This window comes from Pseudomonas sp. gcc21 (assembly GCF_012844345.1).
GTDB lineage: Bacteria > Pseudomonadota > Gammaproteobacteria > Pseudomonadales > Pseudomonadaceae > Halopseudomonas.
In genome coordinates, this window is sequence record NZ_CP051625.1 from 706137 (window position 1) to 723404 (window position 17268).

Annotated in this window: 19 protein-coding genes; 11 read left to right on the forward strand and 8 right to left on the reverse strand. The window is 58.2% G+C overall.

Annotation, left to right across the window (positions count from 1 at the left end; all coding sequences use genetic code 11):
* Window positions 1–24: 24 nt before the first annotated feature.
* Window positions 25–342 carry a DUF2388 domain-containing protein gene (locus HG264_RS03400; protein WP_169406332.1) on the reverse strand — a complete coding sequence of 106 codons (318 nt, stop codon included), beginning with the start codon at window positions 340–342 and terminating at the stop codon, window positions 25–27.
* A 358-nt stretch (window positions 343–700) separates the two neighbouring features.
* Between HG264_RS03400 and HG264_RS03405 the strand changes: the two genes are divergently transcribed.
* Window positions 701–1384 carry a PleD family two-component system response regulator gene (locus HG264_RS03405; protein ID WP_169406333.1) on the forward strand — a complete coding sequence of 228 codons (684 nt, stop codon included), beginning with the start codon at window positions 701–703 and terminating at the stop codon, window positions 1382–1384.
* Between the two features lie 49 nt (window positions 1385–1433).
* On the opposite strand, the gene HG264_RS03410 is transcribed toward HG264_RS03405, so the two are convergent.
* Window positions 1434–2771: a DUF1329 domain-containing protein gene (locus HG264_RS03410; RefSeq protein WP_169406334.1), complete on the reverse strand. Its 1338-nt coding sequence runs from the start codon at window positions 2769–2771 to the stop codon at window positions 1434–1436.
* 370 nt (window positions 2772–3141) lie between these two features.
* Here HG264_RS03410 and HG264_RS03415 point away from each other — a divergent pair, with 370 nt between their 5' ends.
* On the forward strand, window positions 3142–4449 hold the full coding sequence (locus tag HG264_RS03415) for a response regulator (protein WP_169406335.1): 1308 nt from the start codon (window positions 3142–3144) through the stop codon (window positions 4447–4449).
* Window positions 4450–4537: 88 nt separating this feature from the next.
* Here HG264_RS03415 and HG264_RS03420 read toward each other — a convergent pair whose 3' ends face one another.
* Complete coding sequence (locus HG264_RS03420) at window positions 4538–5893, reverse strand: DEAD/DEAH box helicase (RefSeq protein ID WP_169406336.1); 1356 nt, start codon at window positions 5891–5893, stop codon at window positions 4538–4540.
* Window positions 5894–6172: 279 nt separating this feature from the next.
* Here HG264_RS03420 and HG264_RS03425 point away from each other — a divergent pair, with 279 nt between their 5' ends.
* The 8 genes from HG264_RS03425 to HG264_RS03460 all read left to right on the forward strand — a co-directional run bounded on the left by HG264_RS03425 (window position 6173) and on the right by HG264_RS03460 (window position 12493).
* Complete coding sequence (locus HG264_RS03425) at window positions 6173–6919, forward strand: molybdopterin-binding protein (protein WP_169406337.1); 747 nt, start codon at window positions 6173–6175, stop codon at window positions 6917–6919.
* Window positions 6920–6986: 67 nt separating this feature from the next.
* Complete coding sequence (locus tag HG264_RS03430) at window positions 6987–7304, forward strand: YggL family protein (protein WP_169406338.1); 318 nt, start codon at window positions 6987–6989, stop codon at window positions 7302–7304.
* Between the two features lie 92 nt (window positions 7305–7396).
* A complete protein-coding gene (locus HG264_RS03435) occupies window positions 7397–8005 on the forward strand; it encodes a LemA family protein (protein ID WP_169406339.1) in 609 nt (202 codons plus the stop codon).
* On the forward strand, window positions 8002–8763 hold the full coding sequence (locus tag HG264_RS03440; RefSeq protein ID WP_169406340.1) for a YgcG family protein: 762 nt from the start codon (window positions 8002–8004) through the stop codon (window positions 8761–8763). Before HG264_RS03435 ends, HG264_RS03440 begins: the two co-directional genes overlap by 4 nt.
* 18 nt (window positions 8764–8781) lie before the next feature.
* Window positions 8782–9399, forward strand: coding sequence for a TPM domain-containing protein (locus HG264_RS03445; protein ID WP_169406341.1), 618 nt, complete (start codon window positions 8782–8784; stop codon window positions 9397–9399).
* A 195-nt stretch (window positions 9400–9594) separates the two neighbouring features.
* Window positions 9595–10884: a glycerophosphodiester phosphodiesterase family protein gene (locus HG264_RS03450; protein WP_218573038.1), complete on the forward strand. Its 1290-nt coding sequence runs from the start codon at window positions 9595–9597 to the stop codon at window positions 10882–10884.
* A gap of 176 nt (window positions 10885–11060) precedes the next feature.
* Window positions 11061–11756, forward strand: a complete 696-nt coding sequence (locus HG264_RS03455; RefSeq protein WP_169406342.1) for a VWA domain-containing protein — start codon at window positions 11061–11063, stop codon at window positions 11754–11756.
* Window positions 11756–12493 (forward strand): molecular chaperone DnaJ, encoded by a 738-nt coding sequence (locus tag HG264_RS03460; protein ID WP_169406343.1) that lies wholly within the window; start codon window positions 11756–11758, stop codon window positions 12491–12493. Before HG264_RS03455 ends, HG264_RS03460 begins: the two co-directional genes overlap by 1 nt.
* A gap of 58 nt (window positions 12494–12551) precedes the next feature.
* On the opposite strand, the gene HG264_RS03465 is transcribed toward HG264_RS03460, so the two are convergent.
* The 5 genes from HG264_RS03465 to HG264_RS03485 form a co-directional block, all read right to left on the reverse strand.
* Complete coding sequence (locus HG264_RS03465; RefSeq protein ID WP_169406344.1) at window positions 12552–13595, reverse strand: glycoside hydrolase family 5 protein; 1044 nt, start codon at window positions 13593–13595, stop codon at window positions 12552–12554.
* A gap of 404 nt (window positions 13596–13999) precedes the next feature.
* Complete coding sequence (locus HG264_RS03470) at window positions 14000–14329, reverse strand: hypothetical protein (RefSeq protein WP_169406345.1); 330 nt, start codon at window positions 14327–14329, stop codon at window positions 14000–14002.
* A gap of 16 nt (window positions 14330–14345) precedes the next feature.
* Window positions 14346–14651 carry a hypothetical protein gene (locus HG264_RS03475; RefSeq protein WP_169406346.1) on the reverse strand — a complete coding sequence of 102 codons (306 nt, stop codon included), beginning with the start codon at window positions 14649–14651 and terminating at the stop codon, window positions 14346–14348.
* 108 nt (window positions 14652–14759) lie between these two features.
* On the reverse strand, window positions 14760–15374 hold the full coding sequence (locus HG264_RS03480; protein WP_169406347.1) for an undecaprenyl diphosphate synthase family protein: 615 nt from the start codon (window positions 15372–15374) through the stop codon (window positions 14760–14762).
* A gap of 314 nt (window positions 15375–15688) precedes the next feature.
* The gene (locus HG264_RS03485) at window positions 15689–16459 is read right to left on the reverse strand and encodes an NAD-dependent deacylase (RefSeq protein ID WP_256663762.1); all 771 of its coding nucleotides are present in this window, start codon (window positions 16457–16459) and stop codon (window positions 15689–15691) included.
* 528 nt (window positions 16460–16987) lie between these two features.
* On the opposite strand from HG264_RS03485, the gene HG264_RS03490 reads away from it, so the two are divergent.
* A complete protein-coding gene (locus tag HG264_RS03490; protein ID WP_169406348.1) occupies window positions 16988–17263 on the forward strand; it encodes a hypothetical protein in 276 nt (91 codons plus the stop codon).
* Window positions 17264–17268: the final 5 nt, after the last annotated feature.

Sequence of the window (17268 nt, forward strand, 5' to 3'; positions counted from 1 at the left end):
CCGATGTGGCAGATCAGGGTTCATTCAAAGTGCCAGGATGGCGGCGGCCAATTGCATATCAGTTGCTTCGAGTTCGGGCAGTGCGCTGCGAATATGCGTCAGGGCTGCTTCCAGGCGCACCCCGCGGACGTCGCCGTCGCTGCCCACGAAGCTTGCTGCATCTTCGCGCGCTTCCAGAACCACCTTGTCGTCACCTACCGAGGAGGTGATGTCGCTGGTCGCCTCAACGGTGTTGGCGAGCGATGAGCCGATGGCATCGGTGGTACCGATGAAGCTGCTGGCGGTAGCTGCGCCCGACAGGCTGAAAACACCTGCCGCAATAAACATGGTCAGACGATGCATGGTAATTCCTCGATTGATTAAGACGGATCAGGTCTGCGCCTGGTGCGCGTCGCGCTGCTCGCGCACGCTGCCCGTGAATCATACCCGTTTCGTCAAAGCATTCGAAACCTGACAAGCGAGACTCAGGCGCATCAATCAAGGGCGGAAGGGCAAATGCACATCACATTCAGATAACTGAAAAGCTGGGCGGCCAGGCCAGCTATGGCCATTTAACGTCAAGCGTTGACGACGGCCAGGTTGATCGTTGCTAACGACGTCACATTTATGAAAGACAGCTGTGTCTGCAGAGGGCGTATTTTTTATGCTACGCGATATGGATCTGCATCACGCATGAGGCGCGATGCTGGAAAAGGGCAGAATGGACATGGGTTCTAAACGGGTTCTGATAGTCGACGATTCGCGCTCGGCACGCCACGTCTTGAAACGCCAGCTAAAACAGCACGGACTTATAGTGGATGAGGTCGATTCGGCCGAAGACGCTTTGCAGTATCTTCTGTATCGAAGACCGCACGCTATTTTCATGGATCACACCATGCCGGGCATGGATGGTTTCCAGGCTGTGCGCATCATCAAGGGCAACCCTGCCACCGGGATGATCCCGGTCATGATGTACACCTCGAAGGAAGGCGGCGAAGTGTTTCTCGGCCAAGCCCGGGCGCTTGGCGCTGTAGGGGTGATTCCCAAGGGTATTGAGTCTGCCGATCTGGCTGCCGCGCTGGATTCGCTGAAATTGCTTGAGCCGGAGGAGGAGCCAGCACCCGTTCAGAAGGCAGCAGTCGAGACGGTTGCTTCGCCCGCGGTGGCGACTGAAACCGGGACATTGGGACGCGAAGCAGCAGAAGAGGCGATGTTCCGGTTTATGCGGCCGCACCTGGACGCGCACGCGCGTCGGATGCAGTCAATCGTCAAGTCGGAATTCAAAGCCATGCGCGAGTCGATCAAGCCAGCCAAAAACGCGCCGGTGCTGGAAATGTGGCCCGCAGCCCTTGGCGGAGCAATCGTTGGCGCCATGCTGGCAGCCGTGATCTTCGCCATTCTGTAGTCTGCTGCCGTTTTCCTGGTGACCAGGAAACGGCAGCACACCTCTGATTTCAGTTTCCGCTGCGGCGTAGCGCTTGCGGCGAAAAGTCCCTCGGGTTCATCTCAACGTCGAAATTGTACATCGGTTCGTTGTTATCCAGCCCGTCAGCGAAGTAGTCACCGGTCTTCAGGTGATACAGCGTTTCCAGCGTGCTGCTCACCATGGGCACCTCGTAGTAATTGATCGGGTGGCTTTCCTGCAGGCCAATCAGTTCACCATCCTTGTCACGCAGATCTACCGCAAGAATCTGCCAGCTGTCCTCGTCAATGTAGAAGCGACGGCTCTCGTATGGATGGCGCAGGCCGAATCTCAGCTGAGCGTCAACCACCCATACGCGATGCAGTTCGTAGCGCAGTAGCTCCGGGTTGAGCGCTTTCGGCTGGATGATTTCGTCGTACGGGATGCCCTGCTGATGCACGGCGTAGCTGTTGTACGGCACCAGCATTTCGCGCTTGCCGACCAGCGTCCAGTCATAACGATCCGGCGCGCCGTTGTATGAATCCACCACGTCTGCAGTCGCCAGTCCGCTGGTATCAGGCTGGACCGAGTCGTACGCAAGCGAGGGCAGGCGGCGGACCCGACGATTATCCGGACTGTAACGCCAGGCGCGGCGGGTAGTCAGCACCTGGTCCATCGGGTCCTGTACCACCAGAGCTGTGCCTGATAGCTTGGCTGGTGCGGTGACCACGTACTTGTAATACAGAAGCGTGTTATCCAGATCTGCTTCGGTCATGCCTTCGCGGCCGTAGACATAGAAGATCTGCCGGTCGCGCTTGATAAGGTTACTGTTGCCGTTGATCACCACGGCCTGGCTGTTGATGAAGTGATTCTGGTCGCCCTTGTAATGCAGGATGTGGTTCCAGATGGCTTCCATACCGTCCTGCGGGATAGGGAAGGGAATGCCGGCGGAGGCTCCGCTGATGCCATTGCCGTTGGACATGAGCTCGGCATTCACGGCGTTTCGGCGTGTGGCATCGTAGATACGCTGGGGAGCCGATGCGCTCCGACGAGTCGGGTAAACACGCAGATAGTACTCAGGATTGCGTTCAAGCAGATCAATCATGCCGTCGGGCAGCTGTTCGGCATGTTCCTGAATGTTCGAGCTGTCGACTCGATACAGTTCAGCATCGGTCTTGTAGGGGTCAAGGTGATGCATGCCAGGCTGGTAGCCAGCGGGTGGTTTGACACTTCCGGTCCATGCCGGAATGGTGCCGGCAGCATTGCCGGCTTGTTCAGCGCCGAGCGGCGTAAGATCGCGTCCCAGACGCTCTGCCTGTTGAGGATCAACCTTGGCGTGTGCCTGACCGATGAACACAGCCAGCAACGCAATGCCAAACTTCCTGTACATTAATTTCTCCTTTACGAACGTGGTTTCCGAACCGGAAAGCAGTGTTCGCCTCGACATGAACCGATTTGATGTGCTTCGAACGGATTTTGGATCGACCGTTTGGGGCGGATTGTATCCGGCAATTGCGGTGGATATTGGCGCGGCTACAAAAACCATACAAAAAGTTTCATTGGCTGTATTGCCAAGCCGTTGGGTAAAGCGTTTTTGCTATTACCCCATACGGGCGATAGCGCCCTGATAGCGGTCACGATTGTATTGCAGAGTTGCATTTTGGCCGCGCACACCGTCACAGATTCGCAACAAGGTATGTGCCTGTAACCGGCGCGTTCCCTATGCTGGCCGAAATAATACGTTATCAGGCAAATGCCTGATGCCAGCTAAAAAAGCGGATATGGCCATGGGTTCAAAACGCGCACTGGTGGTCGACGATTCTCGTTCGGCACGCCTTGTCCTGAAACGACTCCTCGAGCAGCACGGCATCATCGTGGACGAAGTCGAGTCCGCTGAAGATGCCCTCGAATATCTCATCTACACCAAGCCGCACGCGATTTTCATGGACCACATGATGCCCGGCATGGATGGTCTCGAGGCGGTCGGAATCATCAAGCGCGACCCCGCCACTGCGTTGATTCCCATCATGATGTACACCTCGAAGGATGGCGAAGAACTGTTCCTTGGTCAGGCCCGGGCGCTGGGCGCCGTGGGTGTATTACCCAAGGAAGTGAAGCCAGCGGATCTGGAGGTGGTGCTTGGTTCGCTGCGCCTGATTGGCGCTGGGGCAGATGAGGCCGACCAGGCGGAAGAGACCGCGGCGGCGCCGCAGCCTTCACGCACACCTCCGGAAATGAATAGCCTGGCGCGCGAGGCGGCGGACGAAGCGATGATCGAGCTACTCAAGCCGCAGCTCGAGCAGCAGGTCTCCAGGCTGCACCAAAGCCTGAAGTCGGACCTGCGACGCTTCTTCGATGAAATCCAGACGCCTCCGCTTGAACCGCCCGTCCAGCGCAGCTGGCCGTCGCTGGTGGGGGGCGTTGTGCTTGGCGCCTTGTTGATGATGTTGACCTACAAGATTCTTTTGGTAGACCCGGATGCTGCACAGGCCGGACCCGTCGCCGAACTCAGCAAGCCCGCTCCGGAACAGGGCAGCGTTCTGCTGGGTGCCCTGGCTCAACAACGTGGCCGTGCGGAGCACGAGAAGGAATCGCTGCTTCGCGGGCTCGAATGGGCACTGAACCGCGATGGGCAATATGCGCCGGACGAGCTCCCCTTCAACGACCGGCGTCTCAGCTTTGTCAGTGAGCTGATACAGATGTTGCACGGTGGCGGTTTCCAGGGCGTTATACATCTGACGGCGCATGTCGGCGATTTCTGTCTGGTACAGGACGACCGCGGCGAGATGGTCGTTGCGCCGGATGATTTACGGTTAGGGGACTGCGAGCTCTTTGGCGTGGAGGCGGCTCGCTGGGGCCGCAGTACAGATCTTTTCTCTGTGGGCTTCGCCAACTTTGCCAACCGGGAGCCTCTTGTCGAAGGCAGCCGTATTCGTCTGGTAGCGAAGCCTGCGGAACAACCTGACCCGCTGGTAGAGTATCCAGAGATGAGCGCTTTCATGCTCGCCGGAGAATGGAATGCGATAGCGCGACAGAATCAGCGAATAGAAGTACGCCTCGAGCCATAGATCGGGTGCCACCTGGCTCGACAGTTTTCATCTGGTAACGGATCGGAGCGAAGGTTGCACAGCCATACAACTATTGAGCGGATTGTCGTTATCGCCGCCGGGCAGATGCTCGCTTACCGGTGGATGACGACGACACGGCAGGTTTAGGCTTATCGCCAGGCTCATTCTCCAGCCAGTCTCCCAGATGAATCCTGCTGTTCCGCGCAGTGACTGGCGCTGGCTGGGGTGGCTGTATTGTTTGTTTGGGCTTTTTAGGCTTTTTGGGCTTCTTTTTGATCTGCCCACCCGTCGTAGTTACCGGCAGGCGATGATCGGGTTCGAACTGTGCTTCTTCACGACGCGTCAGGAGTTCACCGATCAACGACTCGATTGCAGCCAGATGCGTCACTTCATCGGCGCTTACTAGCGAGACAGCCTCTCCTGAAGCGCCTGCGCGTCCGGTCCGGCCAATCCGGTGAACATAGTCTTCGGGAACGATAGGCAGATCGACGTTTACCACCAGCGGCAGATCAGCAATATCCAGGCCCCGCGCCGCCACACCGGTTGCCACCAATACCTGAATCTCGCCGGCTTTGAACTCTTCCAGCGCCCGCAGCCTTGTGGGTTGCCGCTTGTCGCCGTGTATTGCCTCCACACGGGTGCCGGTGGCCCGAATTGCCTGTACCAGACAATCTGCTCCCTTGCGGGTATTCACGAAAGCGAGCACTTGGCCCCACTCGCGATCTCTCAGCAGATGTAGAAACAACTCGGTCTTGCGTTTGCGGTCCACCGGCACAAGCCACTGCTGGACAGTGCTCGCTGCGGCGTTGGGTGTGCTGACAGCGATACGCAGCGGATCCTTGGAGATCTGTGCGGCCAGCTGTTCAAGCCGCGCAGTAAACGTGGCGGAAAATAACACGGTCTGGCGTTGCCTCGGCAGAATTGCGATCAGAGCGTCCAGTTCGTCGGCGAACCCGAGATCCAGCATGCGATCAGCCTCATCCACTACCAGAACCTGCAATTGGCTCATGCGAATCGCATTTTGACGGTGTAGATCGAGCAAGCGGCCAGGTGTGGCTATCAATACATCTACGCCTCTGCGCAGGGCCATCATCTGGGGGTTGATAGAGACGCCGCCGTATGCGGCGAGCGTGCGCAGCGGTAGATCTTGACCGTAGGTCTTCACGCTCTGGTGTACCTGCTCGGCCAGTTCACGAGTAGGGACGAGGATCAAGCTGCGCACTGAATTAGCGCGCACCGGCGCACCGGCCGTCATAAGCAGTTGCAAGAGAGGTAGTGCAAAACCGGCCGTTTTGCCCGTTCCGGTTTGCGCCGTAGCGATCAGGTCCCGACGCTGCAGCATCGCAGGGATACTCTGCAGCTGCAGAGGCGTCGGGGTCTGGTAGTTCAGGCTGGCCAGTGTTTTCAGCAAAGGTTCAAACAGACCAAGCGTGTCGAAAGTCATCCGAAAACCTCAGGATCGGGATCAGCTTGCAGTTTACGCTCCCAGGCTTCCCGCAGTCGCCGTTTTCTCCCCATGGCTCACACTGATCGCTGTGGCACTATGGGCAAAACGATCGAACGCCTTGCCATCGGGGCGAGGCTACCGCTCAAACAGTTATAGACGTGATTTCAAAAGTTCTTTCCGACAAGGATCGGAAGACCATGGACAGCACGGCACTGCGAGTACGGCTTCGTCATAGAGGCCGGGATTGGTACAGGTTTGCTTGATACTGGAGCGCGCATGAGTGATACGACATCTCCTCGGTTTGGTTTGATTCTGATTGGCGACGAGCTGCTTAACGGGCGCAAGCAGGATGCTCACCTGCCGGCCATGATTCCGCGTTTTGAACAGCGAGGGCTTGAGCTGGCCTGGGTACGTACCATCACTGATGATCCTGAACTGATTACCCGCACGCTGACCGAGACCTTTGCCAGCGGCGACATCGTGTTCAGTTTTGGTGGTATTGGTGCTACGCCGGATGACCTGACGCGACAATGCGCTGCGGCTGCGCTGGGTCTGGATATCGTATTGCATCCTGAAGCGGAGGCCGAGATACGCGCTCAACTGGGTGATCGGCTCAACGCGCATCACCTGCGCATGGGCGAGTACCCGGCGGGCAGTCTGATCATCCCCAATCCGATCAACCGCATTCCCGGTTTCTCCATACAGCAGCATCATTTTGTGCCGGGCTTTCCGAAAATGGCCTGGCCGATGGTGGAGTGGGTGCTGGATCATCATTACGCCGACCTTCAGGCGCCGGGCGTCAGGGTCAGCCAGACGCTGTTGCTCAGCGATACCAGTGAAGGACCGCTGATTCCTGCTATGGAGCGGCTGCTCAGCGAGTTCCCGGAATTGCGACTGGCCTGCCTGCCCAACGCAGAGGGCAAACGCGAGGTTGAGCTGAGCCTCAAGGGTGAAGCGAGGCGGGTCGCGCAGGGAATGGATCGTCTTCGCGAACTGCTCGAGGCATCCAGAGCAGCGGAATAATCACATGCACCGGGCGACTCATCCGGATAGAGTGTGCGCCAAATTCAACAGATAGAGAGACGAGATCATGACCAGCCAACGTAGCCGCCGCCTCAGAAAAAAGATGCGCGTCGATGAATTTCAGGAACTGGGCTTCAATTTCACCGCGACGCCTCAACAAGCGCTGACCGACGAACAAGCCGATACGCTGATCGATGCTCTGATCGCGGAAGTCATTGCTCCGCGTGGGCTTGAGTTCGGCGGTTGGGTTGGCGGTGGATTCGTTTGCAAGGCCGGACGTGGCTCGGCGACCGAGGAAGATCGTGAAGCCGTTGTCAGCTGGTTGCGTCAGCGCCCAGAGATCGAAACGGCTGAAGCTGAGCCCCTGGTTGACGCCTGGCACTGAGGTTGCCCGAACTCGCGCAGCGGCGAGTAGTCTCTGTTAGGGTAGCTCTGAAGATAATTCTTCGTGATTTAAATCCTGACGGACGGATGACCATGCATATAAAGCGCTATCGGCACACCCTGCAACTGGCTGTCATTATGCTGATGACCTCACTGGTCGCAGGCTGTGGCATCAACAATATTCCCACCTATGACGAGCAGGTGAAATCGGCCTGGGCGCAGGTGGAAAACCAGTATCAGCGTCGTGCCGACCTGATCCCCAACCTGGTGGAAACCGTAAAAGGGTTTGCCCGTCAGGAACAGGAAACCCTGACAGCGGTAACCGAAGCGCGGTCCAGGGCGACCTCGATCCAGATCAGCGCGGACGATCTGGACGACCCGGAAAAAATGCGCGCCTTCGAACAGGCACAATCGCAGCTCACCGGTGCGCTTAGTCGCCTTATGGCTGTGTCCGAGCGCTACCCCGATTTGAAGTCCAACCAGAACTTTCTGGCTTTGCAGTCTCAGCTGGAAGGCACCGAAAATCGGATCTCCGTAGCGCGCCGCGATTATGTGAGTGCCGTACAGCAGTACAACACCGAGATTCGCACCTTCCCGGGACGGCTCTGGCACACCATCATGTATAGCGATATGCCGTTGCGCGAGAATTTCGAAGCGACCACCGAGAACGCCGATCAGGCGCCACAAGTGCAATTCGAATGAGCGTGCGCTTTTCCATTGTCCTGATAGTGCTGCTGTGGGCCAGCGGGCTCGTCGCTCAGGAGCAAGAGGGTGAGCTGAGCTTGCCGGAGCTGACCGGCCGGGTGGTCGATCAGGCAGAGATGCTCGACACTCAGGCGGAAGCTCGCATCACCCAGATGCTGGCGGGGCATGAGCAGGCTACGTCCGAACAGGTCGTAGTAGTGACCATTCCAAGCCTGGGCGGCCGCAGCATCGAAGAGTTTGGCGTTGAACTCGGCCGAGAATGGGGCATCGGACAGGCGGGTGAAGATAACGGTGCGCTGCTGATTGTGGCGCGTGATGATCGCCGCCTGCGTATCGAGGTTGGATATGGTCTGGAAGGACGCCTGACCGACGCGCAGTCGTCGATCATCATCAACAGCATTATCACACCGGCATTTCGTCAGGGGCAGTTCGAGCGAGGCATCGTAGAGGGCACCGAAGCGATAGTTCAGGTGCTGGGTGGTGATCCGCTACGCACGGCTGCACCTCGGCCGGGCGCCCAACAGCCAGACCAACCGCCGGTTGGCATCTTTATCCTGTTGCTGTTTATCTTCCTCGGTCTCATCGGTGGAGGTGGAAGAGGCGGCGGGGGACGTCGGCTGGGTACAGCGATGCTTGCTGGAGCCCTGCTTGGCGGCATGGGAGGCGGTCGCGGAGGCGGCGGTTTCGGCGGCGGTGGCGGCTTTGGTGGCGGCGGCGGTGGCTTCGGAGGCGGTGGCGCTTCTGGAGGCTGGTAATTCAACGATGGAAACGCGATGACTCTTCTCACCGAAAGTGAACAAAAACAGGTAGCCGATGCGATAGATCGCATTGAACAACATACGGACGCCGAGCTGGTGACCGTGCTGGCCGGGCAAGCGGATGACTACCGCTATATTCCTCTGCTCTGGGCCAGCCTGCTTGCGCTGCTGGTGCCCGGCACAGTGGTGTTTTTTACACAATGGCTGAGCGCTGGCTATCTGTTGTTGGCGCAGTGGGCCGCTTTTATCGTGTTGGCGCTGGTGTTCCGCATACCGGCCATCACCACTCGCTTGATCCCCTGTGCGGTCCGGCACTGGCGAGCCAGCAATCTGGCACGCCGACAATTCATCGAACAGAATCTGCATCACACCGATGGTGACACCGGCATACTGATTTTCGTATCCGAGGCAGAGCATTACGTTGAAATCCTGGCTGATCGCGGTATTTCTAGTCAGATCGACGATGCGGTCTGGGAGTCGGTCGTCGCGCGCTTCACAACGGATGTTCGTGAAGGCAATGTCCTGCAAGGCTTTCTGCGCTGTATCGAAGCCTGTGGCGAGCAGCTGCAACAGAAGCTGCCAGCGACGCATGAGCGCAACCAGCTGCCCAATCGTCTGGTTGTGCTGCACTGAAACCCAAGCGGAGACCCATCCTGGCTCTTCGCGAAAGGAACCTGGCGTAGCGCAGGCGCGCTACACCCCCAGGTAGGCACCCGTCATACTGCGCAGCCTAGTCCTGGCTGCGAATTAGTACCTTCACCGAAACTTCACGAACCAGACATCGACCCTTGCGAGAGTATCCTGACATTCATTTCGAAGGAGACTGACATGCTCGCTCGTTCATTGACTTTTGTGTTGCTGGCGACCGGCGTCATGGCTGCAGGCACAGCCTGCGCCAATAACGGCCCTTTACCCGATCGACATACTGATTTCGACGACGGTGGCCGGGGCTCGCACCATAAGGGCAAGGGCGATGAGGCGGTTCACCTCGGTCCGCGGCCGTTCTGGCTGGTTGACGATATGGACGAGGGTCCGCTGAAGCACAAGCTTCAGGCCTGCCGGTCCGGGCGTATGAAGCCCACCGACTTTTCCATCGGACACCGGGGCGCGCCGCTACAGTTTCCCGAGCATACTGTCGAATCCTATGTGGCCGCTGCGCGCATGGGGGCCGGGATACTGGAATGCGATGTGGCCTTCACCAAGGACCGTGAGCTGGTGTGCCGGCATGCCCAGAATGACTTGCACACCACTACTAACATCGTTGCCATTCCTGAATTGAATGCCAAGTGCACGCAACCCTTCGTTCCTGCAGATCCGGCCAGCGGCACGCCAGCTCAGGCCGAATGCCGTACCAGCGACATTACGCTCGAAGAGTTCAAGCGCCTCGAAGGCAAGATGGATGCTTTCGGTCCCATGGCGACCACGCCGGAGGAATACCTGGGCGGCACTGCGGATTGGCGGACAGATCTGTATGCGGCACGCGGCACCCTGATGACCCACAAGGAAAGCATCGAGCTGTTCCGGAAGCTCGGCGTCAAGTTCGCACCCGAGCTGAAAACGCCGGTGGTGGATATGCCCTATGAGGGTGATTACACGCAGCAGGACTACGCTCGTCAGATGATCGAAGACTATGTCGAAGCCGGCATCGACCCCGATCACGTCTGGCCCCAATCCTTCCTGCTTGATGACGTGCTGTTCTGGATCAACGAAACGCCGGACTTCGCCCGCCAGGCAGTGTTCCTTGACGAAGCGCCGCATACCGCCGAAACCACTTCGCTGGCCTATATGGAAAGTCTGCACGCAAGGGGCGTGCGGATTCTGGCTCCGGCAATATGGAAAATGCTGACGCTGGATGGAGCAGGGGAGATCGTTCCGTCGGAGTATGCGCAGAATGCGCGTGATGCCAGGCTGGAAATGATCGCCTGGTCGATCGAGCGTAGTGGCCCACTCGCAGAAGGCGGTGGTTGGTATTACCAGGGCATAAACGATGCGATCAACAATGATGGTGATATCTATACGGTGATCGATGTGCTCGCGCGGGATGTCGGCGTGATCGGTATATTTTCCGACTGGCCTGCAACGACGACCTACTACGCCAACTGCATGGGTTACAGGTAGGGTGAACGCAGCCGCTGGCTGACACCAGCGGCTGCATGGTCTTTGCCAGCGCTGAACGGTAACGCCGGGATACATTCCGGGTTCTATCGAATGGGGTTTTACCGGTAAGCTGAACTCAGAACCGTCGCCCACCGGGAGACGGCCCGATTCTGCTCCGTTCACGCTAGCTGATGCCTATGTCCGACAAATCCTTGCCTGCGCAGTCCGACAAACGCGCCATCGATCAGTTTATAAACCAGGTCCGCACCTTGCCCAAGGACGCTGCGGGACAGCCGAGGTTGATTTTTGCGCTTGACGCTACCGCCAGCCGCGAAGCGACCTGGGACCAGGCGAGCCACTTGCAAAGTGAACTCTTTCTGGCGACGCGGGATGTCGGCGGGCTGGCGATACAACTGTGTTATTACCGTGGTTACCGCGAATTCAAATCGACCCGATTCGTCCGCGATACATCCCAATTACTCGGATTGATGAACGGAGTGAAATGCCTTGGCGGGATCACCCAGATCAGCCGCGTCCTCGCGCACGCGCGCGACGAGACTCGCACCCAGCCGGTAAAGGCCGTTGTCTTCATCGGCGACTGCTGCGAAGAGTCAATCGATGAGCTCTGTCATACAGCGGGTGAGTTGGGCATGTTGCGCACCCCCGTGTTCATGTTTCAGGAGGGCAGTGACCCGCACGCGTCGGCCGTTTTCAGGCAGATCAGCAAACTGTCAGGCGGCGCCTACGCTCCCTTCGATCGCAGCAGCCCGCAGTTGCTGAAGGACCTGCTCGGTGCCGTGGCTGTTTACGCTTCGGGCGGGGTCAAGGCGCTGCGAGATTATTCCCAGCGCAGCTCGAACGAGGTCAAGCGCTTGACCGGGCAGATACGCTGATGGTCGCCTTACTGGTTCTGGTGGCGCTGTTCGGTGCGCTCGGTTGGGCGTGGGTTCGTAGCCAGCCGCCCGCCCAGCGCCCCCGAGCAGCAGCCATGCTGCTGGGGACAGGCGGTGTGCTGGTTCTGATTTTTCTCGCGCTTAGCGGTCGTTTCTATCTGGTGTTGGGGTTGCTCGCCGGCCTGCTGCCTTTGGCGCGTCGATTACTTCCCGGCCTGGTACTGGGGCGTCTATTCCGGGGCGGTATTCCGGGCATGGGTTCACAGACGCAGCCGAAAGCGGGCAACACCTCGAGGGTGGCGACATCGATACTGGAAATGACGCTGGATCATGACTCTGGCGACATGTCCGGACGGGTTCTTGCCGGACCGATGAGCGGACGAACACTGGCCGAGCTGGAAGAGGCTGAATTTATCGACCTGCTGGTTTTTTGCCGGCAAAGCGATGAGGATTCCGCGCGATTGCTGGAAACCTATCTGGACCGACGCTTCGGCGATTCCTGGCGAGAAGACGACCCCGATGCAACCGGTGAAGGCTCGCAGGCTAGACAAGAAGACAGTGGCCGCTCGCTTTCAGAGCAGGATGCGCTGGAGATTCTGGGATTGGAGCAGGGCGCAACGCGGGAGGACATCATTCAAGCCCACCGGCTGATGATGCAGAAGATGCATCCTGATCGGGGTGGGAGTACTTATCTTGCAGCGCTGATCAATCGTGCCAAGGACGTGCTATTGAAATAATGCCGGATACCCGTTCCGGTGAAGCGCATCCGCGCTTCACCGGGACAGGCAATAGCCGTTACGGCGTGGGTCCGATAACTGAACAGTTACCCTGACCAACATACTTCTTCAGAACCTTCCACTGCGGCTTGTCTGAACCGTCTTTGTTAGGTTCGACCGACAGCTTGTTCTTGCCCCAGGACGGACCAGCAGCCCAGTACGTCACAGGAATGCAGTTTTTCTGGAGGTAAGCCAGGGTGTTGTCCATCGCCTTCATCCATTTCGGATCACTTGGCGCACCCAGCTCGCCGATATGCCCACGCTTGTAGTTCTTCTTCAGCCACTTGACGAAGGGTTCTACGCGCTTGACGCCGATCATCGGATCGAGGTTGGAAGCAGGGCCTTTCTTATAGGTGCCACTGCCGTCGGGATCAAGATAAACGTGGGCAGAGAACACCAGGTTATCAATCGGATCGTCCAGGCTGAGCAACTTGTCGCCGTGCCAGTTCCAACGTTCAGCACTGGCGTAGGACATGCCTTCGATATAGATCGCGGTTTGGCGATCGTGCTTACGGATACCGTCGATCCCGGCCTGCGCTGCCTTGGGCCAGTACTTGTCGGCGCTACCGTAGGGCTCGTTCATGATGTCGTAGCCGATCAGCGCGCTGCGGTTACCCCAGCGTTTGGCGATGCGTTCGTTAAGATCGCGGAAGGCACTGAAGGGCACGGAGCTGGTGCCGATAGCCTTGTCGCGGTAGCGCGCATAGTTGTGCACATCCAGCAGAACATCAATGCCACTGGCCGCGGCATCGGTAAACAACTTGTCGATCAGACCCGCATAGCCCGGATCGAAATCCTTGTTCAGTTTGGGCTGCAAGCGTTCCCACTTGATGGGGAAGCGAATGGTCTGGATGCCCTTGTCGTTCCATGTCTCGAGCAATTTACGAGAGGGGAAAAAATAGTGAGTGCCTGCCTTGCCTGGCAATGCGCTGCTGGTGAATTCTGCACCGGCTATGTTCAGTCCAACCAGATCCACAGCGGCTGTAGCCACGCTGGTGGTTGCAAACAGGCCAAAGGTGACGGCTGCGATCCATTTGCCGACTGCTTTATGGGTTCTTGCCATACTGGCATATCTCCTGGAGCGCTGTGCACCTGCATGGGCACGCTTGCGCTTGCGTGAAACGAGGGAAGGGATTGCTTTAGATCGCATTACCGGCAGCTGCAACAAGCGGCCAGGTGCGACGGGGCGGCATCCTAGTGCAAGCGAGACGGATGCTCAATGCAGGCAGAGTGGGCAGGCTAATGGCACTCAGGTCCAGTTGAGTGGCGTTCGATTGGTAGCTAAATGGTGGCTATTTCGGCTGTCGTAGGCGAAGACTTCGAGAGGTCCCCCCGAAACAAGCGCAACGCAACGCGCCTACCTGAGATGGCGTCTGGCCGGCAAAATGCCGGAATGTTCGCCTTCGAGTGGTTCCGGGAGGAGGGAGACGCGCTGGTATTCCGACGAGTGGTGACTTACCAACTCGATCAGCCAGACTTGCTGGAGCTGTTGGAAGGGCCAGGGGATGCTTCGTATTCTTCCTGATAGGTCGCGCCGGCGTTCAGACAGTGCCTGACCCACGCTGAGTCAGGCTGAGTGTTGAACCATTCTGGCGGGCCGGAACGAATTGCGGCTGCGGCATCTTCGTAACGTTCAAATCGAACCGGTAAATGATATCCGGCGGACTGGAGCTCATCGACGGCGAGTATTCGCGTCCCGGGTCCGTCGGCGACGGTCCAGCCATCGTCCTGCATGAGTACTACATACAGACCGCGCTCGATCAGCTCCGCCTGATTGTAATCATTGGTGAACCGCAAGCCGGTCTCCCGTCTGTCAGTCGTTATTTCGATCGTGGGTGACGTCGTCCAGCTCACGGTCGTCGCGGGGCTCTTCGACATCTTCACCCACGTCGGTGTACGGAGTGGTCTCCTCTGCACCCGTGTCTGAACCCGGTACCGCGACGGAGCCACCGACGCCTTTGTCGCCCGGGGTTCCGCCGGCGTTAGCAGCGGGTGACTGATGCTCCATACTGGTTTCGGTGCCATGCTCGGCATCGTTGTGATCATGGGCGGAAACCGGCAGGCAGAGGCCTATCGAAGCGAAAGTGACTGCAGTGGCGAGTAATTTCAGAGTTGCCATTATTCTCTCCCTCGGAGTGCTCGTTACTTCGATAGACCCGATAGAGCGCCGAGCGTTCACCTTCAGCCCACCGTGCGTTGCAGGACAGAAGCCAATCGCAAGGTACTGTCACCCCCCGAGCGTCTGGTCCTGCATGCGGAACCAGGCGAGTGCTTCCTGAAAATGTTGCGGCTCGAAGTCCGGCCAGTATTGCTCCAGCACGAAAAAGTCTGCGTATACCGATTGAACCGGCAGAAAGCCGCTGAGCCTGCGTCCACCGCCCCAACGTACGATCAGATCCAGACGCGACACCGCGTCTGAACGCAGCGCGCCGGTGCGCATGCCGGCCAGATCCCATTCCCAGCCGTAATTGATCAACAGGTTGACCTTGATCCCTTCGCCCTGGCGTTCCCTGAATGTTCGAAGCTGCTCGGGAAACTGCGCGGAGCTCTCATCGCCCACCACCAGCAAAGCGGCGCCCCGGCGTGCCACCTCCAATGCAAAGGCCACCGACGCATCCCGGAACGCCTGCTTCTGCGTCGCGGGCCGCTTGGTATTGTCCTGCGTGAAGCAATAGATGGATGCCTCTTCAATGCCTAGTTGTTTGCACTGCTCGAATAACTGCAGGCCCGGCTCGATGCCGTATCCGTAGCCAGCTTCTTTTGCCATGCCGTGCTCGACGGCCCAGCGTCGGTTGCCATCCGGAATAAAGCCAACATGTCGTGGAAGTCGATTATTTGCCATGGCTCTAATGCTCCGGGTAGCCCCAAATGAAATGAGGTGATTAACGCAACGGATGAAATCAGATAATCAGAGAACGCGTAACGGCCATTGTTCAACGGCGACGAGGTCGTTAAATCAAAAGCTATCAGGTGGATAGCATCAATATATTTTGGTTATGAGGTTGTGTGGGGCAGGATAGCGTCCAGCTCTCATCAATCACGAGGATCAACCATGGGCATCATCAAACATATCATCCAGAGCATCCGGCCAACTCAGCAGCAGACCGCGCAGCCTGCTTCCGAGCACCCCAATTTCTGGATGTTCCAGTAAGGTATTCAAGGGGAGCCGCTGAAGGCTCTTCTGAGCAGTTCAGGCATCACCTCTCCAGCCGCGCCGGTGAGGTTGTAGGCGTTCTGCATGCGACTATCGACATTTTCCGGGTTGATGTGGACGACACTGGCACCGGCGGCCAAGGCCAGCGCGGGTATCTGGGCTGCGGGTTGCACCAGTCCAGACGTGCCGATTGATAGTAACAGGTCGCACTGACTGGCCTCTTCGAACGCACGGGCGAACACCTGCTCGGGCAGCGACTCGCCGAACCAGACCACGCCCGGGCGAATCATTCCGCTGCAGTGCTGACACCGCGGCGGGGCCAGCCGCCTGCCAGCGTCAGGCTCCTGCGGCTTCATGGCAGCGTCCGGAAAGGAAGCGCCGCAGTCAAAGCAGCGCGGCGCATTCAGGCTACCGTGCAGATGTAACACCCCCGCGCTGCCGGCCCGCTCATGCAGATCATCGACGTTCTGAGTCACCACCGTCAGTCTCGGTACCCGCGCGGCGAGTTCAGCGATGGCAATGTGCGCAGCATTGGGTTTTGCATTGCATACCAGCGTGCGCCGCCATTCATACCATCCCCACACCAGTTCGGGGTCGGCCATAAAAGCGTCGGGCGTCGCCAGCTGTGAGGGTTCGAAGCGCTCCCATAGCCCAGAAAGGCGGCCCCGGAAGGTCGGTATTCCGCTTTCTGCCGAGACGCCGGCACCGGTAAAGACCACGACTCTATTGGCGTTGGCCAATAACTGTGCCGGGATGTGATAGGTATCGGTCAACAGCTCTCTCCGCTCACTACTGAAGAATCATTTCTAGCCTACCCGGCATGAATCAGTCTTGCCATCCGAGGCATCAGCGTTTCTTTGGAATGAGCGGGGAAGTTCAGGGTGCGCGCGTTCACTCAGGCTATATGTGCCATTGCCTGTTGATCGAGACTGACCACAACGGATTGCTATTGATCGATACCGGTTTCGGCACGGCTGACCTGGCGCAGCCCACCAAGCGTCTGAGATTTTTTAAGCCGTGGAGACTGAACCTATGCGGAGCGCCCGGATAGACAGCCGATGGTTAGGCGTGCCTAGGCGCGGCGAGCGCTACTGAGCAGATATCGTTCCAGTTGAGAACTGCACCGCGAATTCAAAGCAGGGTGATTGAACTTCCTGCAACGCAGCAACACAATCTCTTCCCCGCTGAGTGCTCACCAAGCCGTTCTGTGAGGCGGCTATTCCCAACGCCGGCCTGATTCCCATCTTGCAGTGGCGTTGCTTCAGGCACGACACGGTGTTTCCACATGGAACGGATATCCTATGTTCATTGATTTCAAATCCCATCAATCCCGCTGCCGTGAGCCCCTGCTTCATCACACAACCGTTGCACTGGTTGCTGTCGTCACTTCGGTCCTGATTGCGTTGGTTGGCTTGGAAGGCGAGTCGGCGAGCGCCCGAAACCATTCCAGCCTCGCTGCAGAGCCGGATATTGCCTGGCCTGGCTCAGAGCCACCAGAAGCTGGTGGTCTGACCCGCTACGAAATCAGTATTGACGACCCTTTCCAGATTCAGGCGCCGATCCGTTTCGTATTCTGAATTTC